19 protein-coding genes and 1 tRNA gene are annotated in these 17752 nt (G+C 54.1%); 9 read left to right on the top strand and 11 right to left on the bottom strand.

The genetic code is table 11. The annotated features are described in order from the left end of the window. Nucleotides 1-110 precede the first annotated feature (110 nt). Both HRQ87_RS13925 and HRQ87_RS13920 read left to right on the top strand, forming a co-directional pair. Complete coding sequence (locus HRQ87_RS13925) at nt 111-902, top strand: DUF6065 family protein (RefSeq protein ID WP_174139044.1); 792 nt, start codon at nt 111-113, stop codon at nt 900-902. Then, a complete protein-coding gene (locus HRQ87_RS13920) occupies nt 853-2079 on the top strand; it encodes an MFS transporter (RefSeq protein ID WP_174139043.1) in 1227 nt (408 codons plus the stop codon). Before HRQ87_RS13925 ends, HRQ87_RS13920 begins: the two co-directional genes overlap by 50 nt. Here HRQ87_RS13920 and HRQ87_RS13915 read toward each other — a convergent pair. Together HRQ87_RS13915 and HRQ87_RS13910 are read right to left on the bottom strand one after the other, a co-directional pair. Beyond that, a complete protein-coding gene (locus HRQ87_RS13915) occupies nt 2058-2687 on the bottom strand; it encodes a Hint domain-containing protein (protein WP_174139042.1) in 630 nt (209 codons plus the stop codon). The two genes, HRQ87_RS13920 and HRQ87_RS13915, sit on opposite strands and share 22 nt — an antisense overlap. 100 nt (nt 2688-2787) lie before the next feature. Next, nucleotides 2788-5277: a GcvT family protein gene (locus HRQ87_RS13910; protein ID WP_174139041.1), complete on the bottom strand. Its 2490-nt coding sequence runs from the start codon at nt 5275-5277 to the stop codon at nt 2788-2790. Nucleotides 5278-5486: 209 nt separating this feature from the next. On the opposite strand from HRQ87_RS13910, the gene HRQ87_RS13905 reads away from it, so the two are divergent. From HRQ87_RS13905 to HRQ87_RS13885, 5 genes are all read left to right on the top strand, one after another. Next, nucleotides 5487-6212, top strand: a complete 726-nt coding sequence (locus HRQ87_RS13905) for a carbonic anhydrase (RefSeq protein ID WP_174139040.1) — start codon at nt 5487-5489, stop codon at nt 6210-6212. 81 nt (nt 6213-6293) lie between these two features. After that, nucleotides 6294-7127 carry a pantoate--beta-alanine ligase gene (panC, locus tag HRQ87_RS13900; protein WP_174139039.1) on the top strand — a complete coding sequence of 278 codons (834 nt, stop codon included), beginning with the start codon at nt 6294-6296 and terminating at the stop codon, nt 7125-7127. Further along, on the top strand, nt 7124-7933 hold the full coding sequence (gene panB / locus HRQ87_RS13895; protein ID WP_174139038.1) for a 3-methyl-2-oxobutanoate hydroxymethyltransferase: 810 nt from the start codon (nt 7124-7126) through the stop codon (nt 7931-7933). Before panC ends, panB begins: the two co-directional genes overlap by 4 nt. Before the next feature lie 302 nt (nt 7934-8235). Continuing rightward, a complete protein-coding gene (locus HRQ87_RS13890; RefSeq protein WP_174139037.1) occupies nt 8236-8631 on the top strand; it encodes a MerR family transcriptional regulator in 396 nt (131 codons plus the stop codon). Nucleotides 8632-8656: 25 nt separating this feature from the next. After that, the gene (locus HRQ87_RS13885; RefSeq protein WP_174139036.1) at nt 8657-10435 is read left to right on the top strand and encodes an acyl-CoA dehydrogenase C-terminal domain-containing protein; all 1779 of its coding nucleotides are present in this window, start codon (nt 8657-8659) and stop codon (nt 10433-10435) included. Between the two features lie 109 nt (nt 10436-10544). Here the strand turns inward: HRQ87_RS13885 and HRQ87_RS13880 are convergent, their stop codons facing one another. The 4 genes from HRQ87_RS13880 to HRQ87_RS13865 all read right to left on the bottom strand — a co-directional run bounded on the left by HRQ87_RS13880 (nt 10545) and on the right by HRQ87_RS13865 (nt 12234). Further along, nucleotides 10545-11087, bottom strand: a complete 543-nt coding sequence (locus tag HRQ87_RS13880) for a hypothetical protein (RefSeq protein WP_174139035.1) — start codon at nt 11085-11087, stop codon at nt 10545-10547. A 151-nt stretch (nt 11088-11238) separates the two neighbouring features. Next, a tRNA-Val gene (locus tag HRQ87_RS13875) sits at nt 11239-11314 on the bottom strand. Between the two features lie 43 nt (nt 11315-11357). Continuing rightward, the gene (locus HRQ87_RS13870; protein WP_174139034.1) at nt 11358-11927 is read right to left on the bottom strand and encodes a histidine phosphatase family protein; all 570 of its coding nucleotides are present in this window, start codon (nt 11925-11927) and stop codon (nt 11358-11360) included. A gap of 4 nt (nt 11928-11931) precedes the next feature. Further along, entirely contained in the window at nt 11932-12234 is a 303-nt protein-coding gene (locus tag HRQ87_RS13865) for an HU family DNA-binding protein (protein WP_174139033.1), read from the bottom strand. Nucleotides 12235-12401: 167 nt separating this feature from the next. Between HRQ87_RS13865 and HRQ87_RS13860 the strand changes: the two genes are divergently transcribed. Next, on the top strand, nt 12402-13574 hold the full coding sequence (locus tag HRQ87_RS13860) for a cytochrome P450 (RefSeq protein WP_174139032.1): 1173 nt from the start codon (nt 12402-12404) through the stop codon (nt 13572-13574). A gap of 44 nt (nt 13575-13618) precedes the next feature. On the opposite strand, the gene HRQ87_RS13855 is transcribed toward HRQ87_RS13860, so the two are convergent. Next, complete coding sequence (locus HRQ87_RS13855; protein ID WP_343035284.1) at nt 13619-14104, bottom strand: hypothetical protein; 486 nt, start codon at nt 14102-14104, stop codon at nt 13619-13621. 143 nt (nt 14105-14247) lie between these two features. Here HRQ87_RS13855 and moaA point away from each other — a divergent pair, with 143 nt between their 5' ends. Continuing rightward, a complete protein-coding gene (gene moaA, locus HRQ87_RS13850; protein ID WP_174139031.1) occupies nt 14248-15255 on the top strand; it encodes a GTP 3',8-cyclase MoaA in 1008 nt (335 codons plus the stop codon). Nucleotides 15256-15460: 205 nt separating this feature from the next. Here the strand turns inward: moaA and HRQ87_RS13845 are convergent, their stop codons facing one another. The 4 genes from HRQ87_RS13845 to HRQ87_RS13830 all read right to left on the bottom strand — a co-directional run bounded on the left by HRQ87_RS13845 (nt 15461) and on the right by HRQ87_RS13830 (nt 17751). Next, on the bottom strand, nt 15461-15874 hold the full coding sequence (locus tag HRQ87_RS13845) for a GFA family protein (RefSeq protein WP_217430457.1): 414 nt from the start codon (nt 15872-15874) through the stop codon (nt 15461-15463). A 127-nt stretch (nt 15875-16001) separates the two neighbouring features. Further along, nucleotides 16002-16472 (bottom strand): hypothetical protein, encoded by a 471-nt coding sequence (locus HRQ87_RS13840; protein ID WP_174139030.1) that lies wholly within the window; start codon nt 16470-16472, stop codon nt 16002-16004. Between the two features lie 2 nt (nt 16473-16474). Further along, on the bottom strand, nt 16475-17245 hold the full coding sequence (locus HRQ87_RS13835; protein ID WP_174139029.1) for a crotonase/enoyl-CoA hydratase family protein: 771 nt from the start codon (nt 17243-17245) through the stop codon (nt 16475-16477). Further along, on the bottom strand, nt 17242-17751 hold the full coding sequence (locus HRQ87_RS13830) for a DUF6653 family protein (RefSeq protein ID WP_343035282.1): 510 nt from the start codon (nt 17749-17751) through the stop codon (nt 17242-17244). The genes HRQ87_RS13835 and HRQ87_RS13830 overlap by 4 nt, the downstream gene beginning before the upstream one ends. Nucleotide 17752 lies beyond the last annotated feature (1 nt).

Here is a 17752-nt window from a genome sequence, read left to right as displayed (position 1 = left end):
GTGCATATCGCGAACAAATCACCTGCGTTCAGCACAGATTGTGAAGATGCGGGTCGCGTTCACATCGCCAATAAATCGCCTGCGTTCGACATTGCTGCGTAATTACCGCAATGCATGACGGTCAAAAGACCACTGACACCAGCGTGCTGCCTGACAGCGCGCTGGCGACGTTTTACAGGATGGTGCCAAGCGCCAGCCAGCCTGTACCAGCCGATCAGGCGGCCGGTGGCACGTTGCCACTGCGTGCCTATCGTTACTGCGAACCGATCCGGGTTGCGTCTGGTTTGGGATGGTATGTTTTTCCACCTATTGATTTTTCCCTGACCTGGGACGGAACACAAATTTTCTGGACCTATGATGGCGCATCAGACTGGATGCCCTTGGATGCTGCTCAGTTCCCAAAGTTTGCGGCCGAGTTTGACGCCAATTGTCCCGAAGATATTCGCGGGTATTCCCCACCCTTTCTGGCATCCGTTCTACAACCGGGGGTATTGCAGATTTGGTCCGGTCTGATCGCGCGTACAGCACCAGATTGGTGCCTTTTGATCCGCGAACCTGCCAACCTTCCAAAGAATCAGCACTTCCAGGGATTCGAAGGCGTGGTTGAGACAGATCGCTGGTTTGGCCCTCTTTTCACAAACATACGGCTGACAAAAACCGATACCCGCGTTGACTTTAAGCGCGATCACCCACTTTTTACGATTCAACCCTTGCATCGCAGCCATCTTAATCCGAAAATCAACCAAAGCGTGAATAAGGTTGGCGCAATGAGTGAACTTTCAGAGGAAGACTGGAATGATTATCGCGCGACCATAGTTGAGCGCGTGGGTGATAAACGCGTGCCGGGTGATTATGCCAAGACCGCGCGCAAAAGACGAAAGAGCGATCCAAGTGCGCCTTAATGGTATTCCAGCTTACGGCATCATGCTGGCCAGCATTGCCTATGTGATCGAAATCACCACCTTTCCGATGATTTTGAATGGTATGGCCGCGTCCATTGGTGTTGATGAAAATACAGCGCCTTGGTTGGTCAGCGTTTACAGTGTTGCCCTTGTCATATCTGTTGTCATCGGCGGATGGCTTGGCGATAAACTGTCACGCGAAGTTGTCTTTGCGATCGGGACGTCATTGTTTTGCGGTTCTGCAATTGCCGTGCTGTTTGCCCAGACAATGGACCAGGCATTGATATTCAGGATCATGCAAGGCGTGGGTGCAGGACTGTTTTCACCTATGGTGCCTGCCCTTTTGGCCGCACGAAAGCCGAATGATCCAATTGCCGCCTTAGGGTTTTGGGGCATGCTAACGGGTGCGGCAGCAGCCTGCTATCCCTTTATCGCGTCGCTTTTAACGGAAGAGTTCAGCTGGCACGTTGGCTGGATGATGGTTCCGGCTGCGGCTGCATTGGCCTTGTTTGGGCTGCCATCACCACGCGATGTGACAGATTATAGTTTGGTCAAAGACACTGTGGCCGAGACAAAAGAAAAGCCGCGTAAGATGGGCCCAAAGGTATGGGCCATTATGGTTTATGTCTTTTTGAATTACGGAATGACAACGTGGTTTATCGTGGCGCTGTCTTTAACGTTTGATGGCGAAAGCGGCAGTTTCACCACGCTTGGATTCATCCTGTTTCTTTTGTGGGCTGTCTTTAGCTTTGGAAATTATATCATCTCACGTATCGGGCGTCGCACGAATATCGCGGCGTTTCTGAATATTGGCGTGATTTCCAATCTGATCGGCATTGTTATCTTTTGCGGATTTGATGCATCTGTCATGACCGACGCATTGGCTGCGATTTTCATCGGTGCGGGCATGGCATTGAACAATGCACCCACAACAGACTTTGCATTTCGTCTAAGCCACAAGGCCCAGCACGGTCGCATCGCAAGCATGGACATTATTGCAGCCCGTCTTGGCGGTGCCTTGTTTATTCTTGTTATTCCAGCGTCCGGACTAACCGGATTTTACGCGGCAATTGTCGCAACAGTGCTGTCACTTTTATTGACAGCCTACTGCGTTAGGCCTCGCAAGAAATCATCCATAGTAACACTGCAGACAGATCAGGCGTACGCGGGCAGATAATCCGACGCAGCAATCGTTTGATAATCTGCTGCGGGGAACGGATCTTTCTTCTTTTTCAGGATTGGAAAGCGCGCTTGGATTTCTCGTCGTGCGTCTTCATCGACGTGCGATAGAGCTTCGACTGTTGGATGGAACGTTTCCACCGGCAGGCCGTTGGCAAAAATGATCTCGTGACAATCAAACACCAGATTATAGAACTCAATCTTTGTTTTGCTATTGTCGTAAAACGCGTCCTTGCTGCATCCTGCCAGACCGCTTGCCGCAAGCAAAGATCCCTGATCGGTTACAGAACTGGCCACCAGATAAGATGGTACCAAAACCTTGTGATCCGGCGCCAACACAAGACTACGAGATGGCATCATAGGACCAATGGCACGGGTGTTCAGGCAAACCGGCACACGTGGTTTTTCAGTTGGATGCTGGACATCTTCCAGACAATAGCTCCAGACCATTCGAACAGGTTGCAATCCACGATCACGGGTGATGATCAAATCGCCCGGCCGTATGAATTCGATCCGGCGTGGACCACAAGGTGTCCGCACCTGTGCATCCGATGACAGCCCCGGAAGTAGTCTGTTTGATGTCAACTCAATTTTAGACATATGCATTATGTCATGCCCCCACTTATCCCCAGTGGAATCAACGTTACCATAGATTAAGGCAAAATCAGGGAGAAGGCTTGGCAATTGCTTACTTATTTTGATCCGATCATCCGATATCGACACGAATTGTTGCGTTTTTGGGGTCATATGGGCTGTCTTCTGCCACTTCTGCGTCCCAAAGCTGGTCAAACATCTTAACCTTCATCCTGGTGCCAGGTACGGCCAGATCCGGTGTGACATAGCCCATCCCGATGGATTTACCGAAATGCACCGAATACCCTCCCGAGGTCAGGCGCCCGACGCGCGTGTCGCCATGATAAAGCGCCTCACGCCCCCAGGGGTCCGCATCCGATCGGCCATCAATCAGGAACGTCGCGCATTTGAACCGTACCCCGATGTCCAGCATCGCCTGCTTGCCGTGGTAGTCCTTGTCCAGATCCACAAAGCGGTCCAAGCCAGCCTCAAGCGGCGTCGCGTCGCGGCCCAGTTCTGTACCAAAAGCGCGATAGCTTTTTTCCTGCCGCAACCAGTTTTGCGCCCGCGCGCCCACCAGCTTCAGCCCATGGGGTTCGCCTGCGGCCATCAGCTGATCCCAAAGATAGTTCTGCATCTCGATCGGGTGATGCAGTTCCCACCCCAACTCGCCCGTATAGGCCACACGAACCGCACGCACCGGGCACATACCCAGTTCGATGTTGCGCATAGACAGCCATGGGAAGCGCTTGTTGCTTAACACAGTTTCGGGGTCAGCATCCCTGACCAGGCTTTGCAGCACATCCCGCGACTTTGGCCCTGCAATTGCGAAGACGCCCCATTGGGTCGTCACGTCCTCTTCGTTGATGCGGCCGAACTCGGGTTCCTTATCCATGATCGCGTTATAGAGATAATCCTGATCATAGGCATGCCATGCGCCTGCGGAAATCAGGTAATAATCATCCTCCGCAACCCGCACGATGGTATATTCAGTGCGGGTCGTGCCATGACTGGTCAGCGCATAGGTCAGGTTGATCCGCCCGACCTTGGGCAGACGGTTGCAGGTGAACCAATCCAGAAACGCCGTCGCGCCCGGGCCGCTGATGCGATGTTTGGCAAAGGCCGTGGCATCGATCAGACCAACACCGCTGCGGATCGCTTTCGCCTCGTCCACAGCATATTGCCACCACCCGCCGCGGCGGAAGCTGCGGCTGTCGTGGTCATTGAACCCGTCAGGTGCATAATAATTCGGCCGTTCCCATCCGTTGACCTGCCCGAACTGAGCCCCCGCCGCTTTTTGCCGGTCATAGGCCGGGCTGGTGCGCAGGGGGCGACAGGCCGGGCGTTCTTCGTCCGGATGGTGCAGGATATAGACGTGCTCATACGCCTCTTCATTCTTGCGGGCGGCGTATTCGGTGGTCATCCAGGGCCCATAGCGTTTGGGATCAAGGCTGGCCATGTCAATCTCGGCCTCGCCCTCGACCATCAGTTGCGCAAGGTAATGCCCTGCCCCACCCGCGGCAGTGATGCCAAAACTGAACCCCTCGGCCAGCCACATGTTCTGCAGCCCCGGCGCAGGCCCCAGCAAGGGATTGCCGTCGGGCGTATAGCAGATCGGACCGTTATAGTCGTCCTTCAGCCCCACGGTTTCCGAGGATGGAATACGGTGGATCATGCTTAGGTATTCTTCCTCGATCCGCTCAAGGTCCAGCGGGAACAGATCGGCGCGGAAGCTATCGGGCACAGCATATTCAAACCGCGCAGGGGCATTGCGTTCATAAGGGCCCAGGATCCAGCCGCCGCGTTCTTCACGTACGTACCACTTGGCGTCGGCGTCCCGCAGCACAGGGTGTTCAGGGTTGGATTTGCGCCACTCAACCAGCGCCGGATCGGGTTCGGTGACGATATATTGATGCTCAACCGGAATGGCCGGGATTTTCAAACCCAAAAGCTGCGCCGTCCGCTGCGCATGGTTACCCGTGGCCGTGACCACATGTTCGGCGGTGATAACCGTCTGCTCGTCCGAGGGCACAAGGTTGCCGCCCTTTTCCACCATCTTCGTGACCGTCACCCGCCACTCAGACCCGGTCCAGTCATAGCCATCCACCTGCCATTTGCGTTCAATCACCGCGCCGTGCTGCCGCACGCCCTTGGCCATGGCCATGGTCACATCGGCGGGATTGATATAGCCGTCGGTCGGATGATAGATCGCGCCTTTCAAGTCCTCGGTCCGGACCAGCGGATAGCGATCCTTGATCTGCGCAGGTGACAGCCATTCATATGGCACACCGCATGTTTCAGCCGTGGACGCATAAAGCATATATTCATCCATCCGCGCGTCGGTTTGGGCCATCCGCAGGTTGCCCACGACATAGAAACCGGCGTTCAGACCGGTCTCAGACTCAAGCCCTTTATAAAACTTGATCGAATAATCGTGGATGTGGGTCGTCGCATAAGACATATTGAAATACGGCAAAAGCCCCGCCGCATGCCAGGTCGACCCGCTGGTCAGCTCATCCCGTTCCAGCAGCATCGTGTCCCAACCTGCGCGGGCCAGATGATAGGCAATCGAGGTCCCCACAGCGCCCCCACCGACAACCAGGGCTTTGACATGTGTTTTCATGGGACGACTCCGCTTTATGTTTTTCACAGTTTGGCGCAATTCCAGAGGGTAAGACCAGTCTATCCGACATAAAACGATATGAAACCGACCAGGCCATCGAACAAAAATGAAAAATCAATGAAGAACCCATGAACCATACTGATATTCGACCTCACAAACCATAGATCATAATCGGGTATTTCGCCCCTCTTAACTGGAAAGGACTATTGATGAAAATATCGCTTCATTTCCTTGTGTTCGGATTGTTTGTTTCCACTGTTCCCGCCATTGCCACATCTTGGAGCTATGAAGGCGACACTGGCCCGGACAAATGGGGACATATTCATGAGGATTTCAACGTTTGTGCAGACGGTCGGCAACAGTCGCCTATTGATCTGCACAGCGCCGTATCGACCGATCTGGGTGAGATCACGCTGAACTGGACGCCCGCTGATTGGATCGTTAAGGACAAGGGCTATACTCTACAGCTTGAAACGGACAACGCAGGCGGCATTCAAATCGCAGGCGTAGACTATAGTCTGGTACAATTTCATTTCCATACGCCATCCGAACACGCCATCGAAGGGGAACGTTTCCCGATGGAGGTGCATTTTGTCCATCAGGCTGAAAACGGAAACTTGGCTGTGATCGGTGTGATGATGACAGGTGGTGGCGAAGCTGGGGTGTTCGACACAATCTTGCAGCGGTCGCTTGAAAAAGACAGCCCGATTCAAATGGACGCAACAGATGCATCCAGCCTGTTGCCGGCCGATACATCCCACTGGCGTTATCAAGGGTCGCTGACGACGCCACCCTGTTCAGAAATCGTTCTGTGGTCTGTTATGGAAAAGCCAGTCGCCGTCTCGGATGCGGCACTTGCGGCATATCAGGATCGTTTCCCGGAAACAGCACGCCCTTTGCAGGATCACAATCGTAGGTTCATCCTGACGCAATGATGTCTGCACCCGGCGGGTTGCTTGCCGCCCGCCGGAATGCCCGCTAAACCATGGCGGCACAGAATAAGACAAGGACAGCAGATGCAGATCTGCCGAACGATTTCAGATATCCGTCAAGCTATCACGGATTTCCGTACAAATGGCGAAAGCGTTGGGCTGGTCCCCACTATGGGATTTTTGCACGCAGGTCACATGTCGCTTGTGAACCGGGCCACGCAAAACGCAGACCGCGTCATTGTAACTATCTTTGTGAACCCCACCCAATTTGGTCAAGCCGCCGATCTGGATGCTTATCCCCGCGATGAAGCACGCGACCTGGATATGCTGCGCGCGGCCGGTGTGGATGCGGTGCTGATCCCCGAGGTCGCCGATGTCTACCCCGAGGGCGATGAAACAATTGTCGAAACCACCCGCATGGCCAATATGCTGCACGGGCAGGTCCGCCCCGGCCATTTTCGCGGGGTGACAACCGTTGTCGCGCGGCTGTTTAACATGGTGCAGCCCGATATCGCTGTGTTCGGCGAAAAGGACTATCAGCAACTGCAGATCATCAAACGAATGGTCCGCGACCTGCATTTTCCGATCCGGATCATCGGCGTGCCAACGATGCGCGAAGCGGGTGGCTTGGCGATGTCATCGCGCAACGTGCGCCTGTCAGACCCGGACCGCGCTGCGGCGACCGTCTTGTCGTGCGCTTTGGATGCGGCCGAAAACACCGATACTATAGAAGCAGCCGAAAAAACGATCCGCGACACCATCTCCGCTGAACCACGCGCCACACTCAAAGGTCTTGATATCGTCCACGCCGAAACGCTGGCCCCTCTGTCAGGTCCGCTGTCACATCCCACCGCCATCATGCTGTCGGCCGAATTCGGCGGCATTCTGTTAATCGATCAAAGGGTCATCACACCATGAGCGTCCAGAACAAAATCCGCCGCAACACCGTTCCCCAGATTGCCGCGCGCAAGGGGGGTGATCCAATTGTCTCGCTCACGTCCTATCACGCCCACACCGCGGCAATTGTCGATAAATATGCCGATTTCATCCTTGTGGGTGACAGTCTGGGTATGGTGATGCACGGGATGGAAACCACCGTGGGCGTGCCGCTTGATCTGATGATCATGCATGGCAAGGCCGTGGTGCGCGGCACGCAGAAAGCGCTGATCGTCGTGGACATGCCCTTTGGCACCTATGAGGAAAGCCCGAACATCGCCTTCCGCAACGCGGCCCGCATCATGAAGGAAACCGGCTGCGGTGCGGTCAAGCTGGAAGGCGGCGAACGGATGGCTGAAACGATCCACTTCCTGACCGAACGCGGCATTCCGGTGATGGCGCACACCGGCCTGACGCCGCAATCCAGTCACGTGATGGGCGGCTTCAAGACCCAAGGTCGTCAGGAAGACACCTGGCCCGCCCATGAAGCCGACGCCAAAGCCGTGGCCGAAGCGGGTGCCTTTGCCGTTGTGCTGGAAGGTATGGTTGAACCCCTGGCCGCGAAAATCACCAAACAGATCGATATCCCCACCATCGGCATCGGCGCCAGTGCCGACTGCGACGGCCAGATCCTGGTGCTGGAGGATATGCTGGGCATGAACCCCTGGACCCCGAAGTTCGTCAAGGTCTACGGCACCCTGGGCCCGATGATCGAAAAAGCCGTCAGCGACTACGCCGATGAGGTCAAATCGCGCAGCTTCCCCGGCGAAGATCAGGTCTATCGCTGATCTGTTATCAACACTAAGACTGCAGTTAAACCATACGCAAACCTCCTTGAAATACAGGTGGTTTGCGACTCGTCACGTAATCACGTGACAGGATAGGTAAGGCATTCCATACTATTTACACGGACCTCAAAGCGCTTTGAATTTAATAATGTTGCGTGGAGCTGCATTAACGAATTATTAAAGTTTCGTGACAGTATGTTTGACGCGGCGTAACCTTTACCTAGACGTCAACAAAGGTTGCCAGAATGGGTCGTGATCCGCATTTCACGATCATTACCGAAACAATGTGAAGAGTGAATGTTATGACCGAAGCAACCATGAATATTCGCGAAATGTGTGATGCGTTTCAAGTGACACCTCGTACCCTGCGCTTCTATGAAGCCAAAGAATTGCTGTTCCCGATCCGTGAAGGCCAGAAGCGTCTGTTCACACGTCGTGATCGCGCCCGTCTGAAATTGATCCTGCGCGGCAAGCGCTTTGGATTTAGCCTGGAAGAAATCCGTCAACTGTTGGATCTGTATGATATAGACGACCAGCAGCAGACCCAACTGACCAAGACCCAAGAGATCGCTCAGAAGCATCTTGTGGACATGGAACGTCAGAAAAGCGAGTTAGAGCTGGCGATTTGTGACCTAAGGGAACAACTTGTTTGGGTTGATCAGATGGTTGATTCCCTGCAAAAACCTTCGGCAGCTTAGGTGACAATACTTTAGGGAGAGAGAAATGCCCCATTACACTGCCCCGACCAAAGACATGCAGTTCGTACTTCATGATGTACTGAAAGTGTCTGAACAGAAAACCCCCGGCTATGATGAGTTGGACCGCGACTTTACAAACGCGATCCTCGAAGAAGCTGGCAAGGTCTCGGTCGAGGTACTGGCACCGCTCAATCCCGTGGGCGATGAAGAAGGCTGTCATCTGGAAAATGGCGTTGTGCGTACGCCCAAAGGGTTCAAAGCCGCCTATGACCAGATGCGCGAAGGTGGCTGGATGGGACTGGACGCCGATCCCGAATACGGTGGTCAGGGGATGCCGTTCGTGATGGGATCGGCCGTAAGTGAAATGTTTTCGGCCGCTAATATGGCCTTTAACATGTACCCCGGCCTAACCCATGGTGCCTACTCCGCGATCCATGAACATGGGTCAGAGGACCAAAAAGCAATGTATCTGCCCAATATGATCGAAGGATCATGGACCGGTACGATGAACCTGACCGAACCGCACTGCGGCACTGATCTGGGTTTGATCCGCACCAAGGCGGAACCACAGGATGATGGCACCTATAAGATTTCAGGTCAAAAGATCTGGATATCGGCGGGCGAACATGACATGTCTGACAACATTATCCACCTGGTTCTGGCAAAAATTCCGGGCGGCCCTGATGGTGTCAAAGGTATATCGCTGTTTATCGTGCCAAAATTCATGGTGAACGAGGACGGCAGTCTGGGGGATCGCAATGCATTGTCTTGCGGTGGCCTTGAGAAGAAAATGGGCATCCACGGCAACGCCACTTGCGTGATGAACTATGACGGCGCGACCGGCTTTTTGATCGGTGAAATGCACAAAGGCATGCGTGCGATGTTCACAATGATGAACGAAGCCCGTATCGGTGTTGGTATTCAGGGGTATTCTCAGGGTGTCGTCGCCTATCAAAACGCGCTTGCATTTGCGCAAGACCGCCTGCAAGGGCGTGCTGTCACGGGCACTGTTGCCGAAGACAAACCCGCCGATCCGATCATCGTGCACCCCGATGTACGCCGCAATCTGATGGATCAAAAATCCTTTATCGAAGGGGCACGCGCTTTTGCATTCTGGTCGGCCAATCTAATTGACAAAGCCCGACGCGATGAAGACAAAGCATCCGATGATTTGGTGTCTTTGTTGACACCGATTGTAAAAGGTTTCCTGACCGACAAGGGTTTTGAAACCACCGTGCTGGCCCAACAAACTCTGGGCGGCAGTGGCTTTACCCAGGAATGGGGCCTGGAACAGTTTGTGCGCGACAGCCGGATCACCATGATCTACGAAGGGACAAACGGCATTCAATCGCTTGACCTTGTGGGTCGCAAACTGGCGATGAATGGCGGCCAGACCTTCATGGGCTTTTTTGAGATGATCAAGACGTTCATCAAGGAAAGCGAAGGGAACGACACACTGAAAGCTGATTTCCTTGAGCCGCTGAAAAAAGCATCGAAAGATCTGCAGGCAGCTGGCATGTATTTCATGCAAAACGGTATGGCGAACCCCAATAACGCGCTGTCTGGCAGCTATGATTTTATGCATCTGTTTGGTCAGACCTGCATGGGCTATATCTGGGCACGTATGGCCAAGGCATCTTATGAAGCACTGGACGCAGGAGCGTCGGACAAAGAGTTTTATGAGACGAAGATCGCGACGGGGAAATACTATATGGCTCGCCAACTGCCCGCGACGGCCCTGCACTTAAGCCGCATCGAAAGCGGCGGTGATCCGGTGATGCAACTGGATGCCGCGAACTTTTAATCAGTATGGTTTAATTGAGTTTCAGGCGCCCGCAAAACCGGGCGCCTTTTTATATGGTTTTAAGTGCGCGTTTATGACGATTATTGATCATAAGACCACATAATGCACCTTATTCTTCTGATTTCGATTTATTGTAAAGATTGACCAGCCAATCAGGTGACTCGGCCTTGAGAGACTTCCGATCTGCATCAGAGCATTTGTATTCTGCTGGATCAAAACCAGATAAATGCCCATTCAACCTAGTGCTACTTACGCCATAGAACGTGTTTCCGGCAAAACGCCGACCCACATCATCATCCGGTGCAAATTCGTGAGAGTGACGGAAAGTGATAACACAACTCACCCCCATGAAATTCTCTGTTTCATAATAGATGCTACAGCGTACATCCCGGTTTACGGTGAGAAATGCGAGAGTTGCTGGAGGCACGTCAAGGCCTGCTATCCTTGCTCGAACCAACCCTTTTTCAGGATCTTCATTTGGTAATCTTTCAGGGGTGCCTTCTGGCCGGATCAACATGGTGCCATCGGCAGTGACATACATCACACGACCTTCAAGTTGCGGATAAGGTGACGGGATTGCTTTAGCCATCGACTGGTTAGCTACGCAAAATAAAGCTGTAAGTGCCAAAAATGCACTAAGACCACTATTCATTTGCTTGCACTCCTCACGTTTCTTCTGAATACACCTGCAGGTTCTGCAACATGCTTTATAAACACTGGCTGCCGAAACGATACATTTTTATCATGTGCCTCGAATCTAACAGCACGCCTGATATCATTATTCTCAGATCAATGATTTTGAGTGGTGGGTGATGAGAGACTCGAACTCCCGACATCTTCGGTGTAAACGAAGCGCTCTACCAACTGAGCTAATCACCCGACTGGCGTGCTTCTAATAGAAATCAGTGGGAAGATGCAAGAGCTAATCCAAGATATCGTGATGTCCGTTTTGGACGTGGTAAACGATCCCCTGCCCACCTGGCAAATCGGCCATATCCTGAACATCGCGCCCCATTGCAATGCACCGCAAAAAGCGTGACGTGATGCCGTGGGTGACAAGAACGGCGGGTGTTTCCAACGCATCCAGAAACGATCTGCATCGCGCCTCAAGTCCGGCGAAGCCTTCCCCACCGGGGGCTTTGTCATACCAATCAAAGGGTCGGGTGTCGTCAAACAGATCAGGGTGTGAAATCTTTATTTTGTCACGCAGTTCCCCGTTGAAGTTCCCCACATCAATTTCGCAAAGCCGCGCGTCGGTCTCTATGGTTTGAAAAAGCGCCTCAAGCGCGAGTGCGGCGGTATGAAGCGCACGCACTTGCGGACTTGCGATCGCGTTAAATCCATTCAAATCCTGTCTTTGCAAAATCATGCCTTGCGCGATGGCTTGGGCTTTGCCCACTGCGGTCAAGGGCGAATTCAAACGGCCCTGCATCCGATCAGCTGCATTCCATTCAGTCTGACCATGACGCAAAATGTAAAGGGGTGGATACACGCCCCTAGGACGCTGAACCGTCGATCACACGGCGCCGGCGTAGCTTACAAATATAGATATCAGCGTTATCAAGGTGTTTTTCGCGGTTGATTTTCAGCTTGCCAAAGGGCGGAAGGTTCAATTCATCCCCGCGGGCAATCGCATCACCCAGCAAGGCCAACATCGTTTCAACGACAGGCTTGGCATCTTTCTTTTTAATGCCTGATTGTTCGACAACTTCATTCAGAAAATCGCGTTTACGCAGTACTGTCGCAATTTTTTCGGGGGTGCTGATCTCTTTTTCTTCAGGGGTAGCAGTCTTTTTCATCGAAACCACTTTAGGCTTTGCTGTGGTCTTTTTCGGGGGGGTGGTTGTATTTTTGGCCATTGTTACCTTACCTTTTGTCAAGTTGCTGGCATTCTAATCGTGAATGGTATGACTGACCAGCACCATAAGCCCTTGCCCCCGGCATTCATTCAGGCAATCTGACAGGCATGCAAAGCCTTAGCCAATCGCCATCCGATCCTGACTTCGTTCAAAATCCTTACGATTTCTATAATCGTGCCCGTCAGACGGGGCCGATCTTTTTCTGGCAAGAGTATGATATACCTTGCATTTTATCCTATGCAATGGTGTCTGCCGTCCTGCGCGACAAACGCTTTGGCCGCGAAACCCCTGATGATAAACGTGTGCGACACCCCGGTCATCAGGCGGCATTTTGGGCGGTCGAGGATCATTCCATGCTGGAACTTGAACCACCCCGGCATACGCGGTTGCGCACATTAGTTCTGCGCGCTTTTACAAGCCGCCGCGTCACCGCCTTGCGTCCTGATATTGAAGCCCTGGCCAACAACCTGATTGATCGGATTGAAACCAGCACCTTTGATCTTATCCACGCGTTTGCACAACCCCTGCCCGTCATTATCATTGCCCGCCTTCTGGGGCTGCCGGATGAAGACGCCGATCAGCTTTTAGGATGGTCCAACGCGATGGTCGGTATGTATCAGGCCAACCGTACCCACAAGACCGAGGTCACAGCCGCCCAAGCGGCACAGGCGTTCAGCGATTATCTGCAGCAGCATATCAAGTACCGCCAGAAACACCCCGGGGATGATTTGATAACACATCTGATCAATGCCCAGGATCAAGATGACCAGCTAACCTTGGCCGAGATCACATCAACCTGCATCCTGCTTTTGAACGCCGGGCACGAAGCCACCGTTCATACCACTGGCAACGGGGTAAAGGCACTGCTGGATCATAACCTTCAGATCATCCCTGACAACACTCAAGCCACCGTCGAAGAAATCCTGCGGTATGATCCGCCTTTGCATATGTTTACCCGTTGGGCATACGAAAACGTTGAATTAGGCCGTCATACGATTGCCAAAGGCACCAAAGTTGGTCTGCTTTTGGGCGCCGCCAACCGTGACCCTGACCGGTGGGATGCGTCTGACAGGTTCGATCCCGATCGACCTCAGGCTGTCAATACCAGCTTTGGCGCCGGGCTGCATTTCTGCCTTGGCGCACCGCTCGCCCGGTTGGAACTTCAGACCGCCCTGCCCATTCTGTTTGATCGCTTTCCAAATCTGCAGTTTGAAAAACAGCCTGAATATGCGAATATTTACCATTTTCACGGACTGAAAAACCTTTGGCTCACGCGCTGACATATTCATTATTCTCGAAAACACTCTCGCCAAAGGCCTCGCGGTTATCTACCGAAAACCTCGATCTGCGGTAATCCACCCAAAGGCGCTTCCAGCACACGCATCGCGGCTAACGACAACAGACTGCCAGCCGTTTTGGGTCCATCCATGGGACGCAGTTCAACAACAGCGGATTTGCCAGTCACATCATATAACACGCGACCCGCACGCGCTTTATCCACCAAAGGCGTTTCAAGCCAGAAGCCCGGATCAGATGGATCGCCAAGAGATGCAATGGTGACACCCAGGCTTTGTTCTGCTGTCTGCTGATTTGCGGCAGCCACAACCTTGGCCCGGTCTTGGGCTGTTGTGGTATCAAACTGATCCACCGTGCGTGCATTGGATGACGGTACAGGTGCTGCGGGTACATTCAAATCAACAGGGCGGGTTTGCGGCCGCTTTTCAGAACCCTGCTTCATTGCGCCGGGAAATATATCAGCACAGGCTGACAGGCTTAGAAACAAAATGCAGACTGTAACAGCTTTGATCACGCCGGTTTTCCCTTCTTGCAATCACTATTCAACATATGGCTTACTAAGCAAGCGATGCAATGCGTTAGACACCGGTGCTGTATTTCAGCACACCAGCAATTCACGACTTGCTGCGCGCTGCACAAACACTTACCTTCCTAATTATGAAAACGCCCCTGATTGATCCGTTCCAACGCGCCATCAGCTATCTGCGTGTGTCTGTCACAGACCGCTGCGATTTCCGCTGTGTCTATTGCATGTCTGAAAACATGACCTTTCTGCCCAAGAAAGAGCTGCTGACGCTGGAAGAACTGGACCGGCTTTGTACGAATTTTATCCGCCTTGGGGTGGAAAAGCTGCGGATCACGGGGGGTGAACCCCTGGTGCGACGCGGGATCATGACGTTCTTTAACGCCATGACGCGCCATCTGGACAGCGGCGATCTAAAGGAGCTGACGCTGACAACCAACGGCAGCCAGCTGGAAAAATACGCGGGCGATCTTTACGCGGCGGGCGTGCGGCGGATCAATATTTCAATCGATACGCTGGATGAAGGTAAATTCGCCGAAATCACCCGCTGGGGGCGGTTGCCTCAGGTCCTGCGCGGTCTGGATGCGGCACAAAACGCCGGACTGCGGGTCAAGATCAACACCGTCGCGCTGAAGGATTTCAACGAGGATGAGCTGTTCACCCTGACCCAATTCTGCGCCGACCGCGGCATGGACCTGACGTTTATCGAGGTCATGCCGATGGGCGATATCGGCAACGAAAACCGTCTGGGGCAATACTGGTCACTGAAAGACTTGCGCACGCGGTTGGCCGAGGAATACACCGTCACCGATCTGGCCGAGCGCACCGGCGGCCCCGCGCGCTATGTGCGGCTGGAAGAAACCGGGCAGAAGATCGGGTTTATCACGCCGCTGACCCATAATTTCTGCGAAAGCTGCAACCGGGTGCGGATCACCTGCACCGGTGAAATCTATACCTGTCTGGGGCAAGAGGGCAAATCCGACCTGCGCGCCCCCCTGCGTGCCCATACCGATGACGATGCCCCGCTGGAAGACGCCATCCGCGCCGCGATTGCCCTGAAACCCAAGGGCCACGATTTCGATTATTCGCGTCAGGAGTTGGGCGGCCAGATGTCCCGCCATATGAGCCATACGGGTGGGTGAGTTATTTAGGGTAATGTCCTAAAAACTCTGCAGTATATTCATGAGTGCTAAGGGCAGCGCCGACCCGAGGGTGGCGCAAACGCGCCGCCGTCGTGCTGTAAGCACGCCTTTGGCGTGACGGGGGCGGGTCGGGCGCTGCCCGGTGGTGCCCACCGGGCGGTATAGATGGATGCAGTGTTACAGATTATTATGACGTCGCCTGGCTTTACGGCATACGCTCAAAGCTTGGTATGCCCTCATCGATATGATGATAGGGCTGGCGGTCTATTGTAAAGATCGCGATTTTGGGGCCGCGAAAGCGCGCGGGATCATCCAAAGTCCCGATTTTCAGAACGACATCCGTCATATCAGAGCGGCGTGTCAGAATATGCGTGCCGCAGGTTTTGCAGAACTCGCGAACGACCGCGTTTTCCAGATCATCCCGTTGAAAGAACGCCGGCTGGCCGACCGTATAGTGAAATCCATCCGCAGGCATCAACATGAATAGATTGGGCGCACCACCCGAGGTATACTGGCATTCGCGACAGTGACACTGCCCTTTGACCCGGGGTTTCCCGGCAGCCTTATACCTGAGCGCCCCGCAATAGCATCCACCTTCAAAAACCAGGGCATCTGTCATCATCTGTTCCTCTTTGACAAGAAATCTGAAACATCTTGCCGCGCCTGATTATGCGGACAGCGAATATTCTACCTATAAACAATACGTCCAGCGAGGCACACACAAAACCATTGCAACATAGTGCTCTTCAATCTGATGGTGTTGCAAGGGTATGCATTAAAAGCACCAGAACAAGAATAGACAGAAACAGCCAGGGCAGCACAAATATCCATCCTGAGTTTGTCACAAAGCCATCAAATGGCACCTGTGACGCGAAATCTCCCAATAAACCGGGGCAGATTTCTGAGCCGAGAAAGACGCTGATTAAGCTAAGGCTTTTCCACAGACCAAACAGCCCCCAAATGACACGACGCAGAAGTTTGGACTGGTCACGCAACAATATCCAGATGACGACAAAACTTCCGACAAGTGTGACGGCCCAATCTTCCAGTTCAGCCCAGCTTCTATGCTGTGTGCCAAACCCCAAACGGCTGATTTCACGGCAGGTATCGTCCCATTCAAGCGGCCTAAATCCAAAGACGACTGGCAGGATCATTACGAATAAAACCGTAGACACCGCCAGTAAAACATTTGAAACCAGAGCGTTTACAGATTTCATAGCTATTTCGCGTGTCGTTTGGATAAAAAGGCCGACACTTCCGTTTTGGCTTCATCACTATCCCACCGCTGCACCAGCGCCCGGATCGTATCATCAATCACCCCGTAATCCACCACCGGCCCCAATCGCGCGATCAGTGCTTTGGTGTCGGCCACGGCGCCCGGCAGAGCGTGCAGATGCGCCACGACCTCGGCCTCGACCGCTGCATCCAGATCATCTGACACGCGGGCCAGCAGGCCCATTGCGACGGCCTCATCCGCCTCAAAAAGCCGCCCTGACAGCATGACGCGCCGGGCGTGCGCGGCCCCCATGCGTGCCACGACATAGGGTCCGATGGTGGCAGGGATCAGACCCAGACGCACCTCGGTCAGGCCCATCTTCAGCCCCGACACCCCAATCGCGATATCGCAAACCGCGGCCAGCCCGACCCCGCCCCCAAAGGCATTGCCCTGCAGCCGCCCGATCAGCGGTTTCGGCATGTCGTTCAGCGCTTTCAACATCAGCGCCAGTTTGCGCGCCTCGGTAAACCGCGTGTCGGCATCCGCGGCCATCTGCGCCTGCATCCAGGCCAGATCACCGCCCGCACAAAAGCTTTTGCCCTGCCCCGTCAGCACCACCACGCGCACCGCCGGATCAGCGCCCAGATCCCCCGCCGCCTGCGTCAGGTCCGCAATCATCTGCGCCGACATCGCGTTGTGCTTGTCGGGGCGCGCCAGCGTCAGTGTCGCGACACCCCTCGCATCGGTCTGTACCTTGATCGTCTGAAAACTCATGTCGTCCCTATCCCCGGAATCGGTTGGCCCTGCCGCACCCAGCCGTCATGGAGCCACACCATTCGATCACAAAACCACGCCTTGGGCAGGATCGCCAGAGCCGTGCCGAACAGCGCGGCCTCCCACCATAAAACCACCAGGCCCCAGATCATCAGGATCGCGCCGGGGATGCTGAGCAGACTGAGCAGTTTTCCGGCGGTGACATGGTGCGCGGCAATATCGGCGCGGTGTTCCAGAAAGATACGCTCGCCCAGGACCGCGCGGCTCATCCAATGGTCAAGGCGCTCGGGTTCGGGAAACAGGCGCGGGTTCAGCCAGATCCAGATCGCCGCCAGGCCGATGGGGATCAGCGCCCACCAGCCCAGCCACACACGGCTCCAGATCGCCAGAACCAACAGCGGCAGAACCGTGCCAAATCGCGTGATCCCCGACCACGGGTTGGCGTGACGTCGCCAGGTACAGTCGTCCATGGCCAACAGCCGCTCGGCGCCTTTGAAGATATCCACC

Source organism: Parasulfitobacter algicola, from assembly GCF_013315265.1.
GTDB lineage: Bacteria > Pseudomonadota > Alphaproteobacteria > Rhodobacterales > Rhodobacteraceae > Parasulfitobacter > Parasulfitobacter algicola.
The sequence above is the reverse complement of the archived record's forward strand: the minus strand, read 5'-3'. Positions and strand labels throughout refer to the sequence as shown.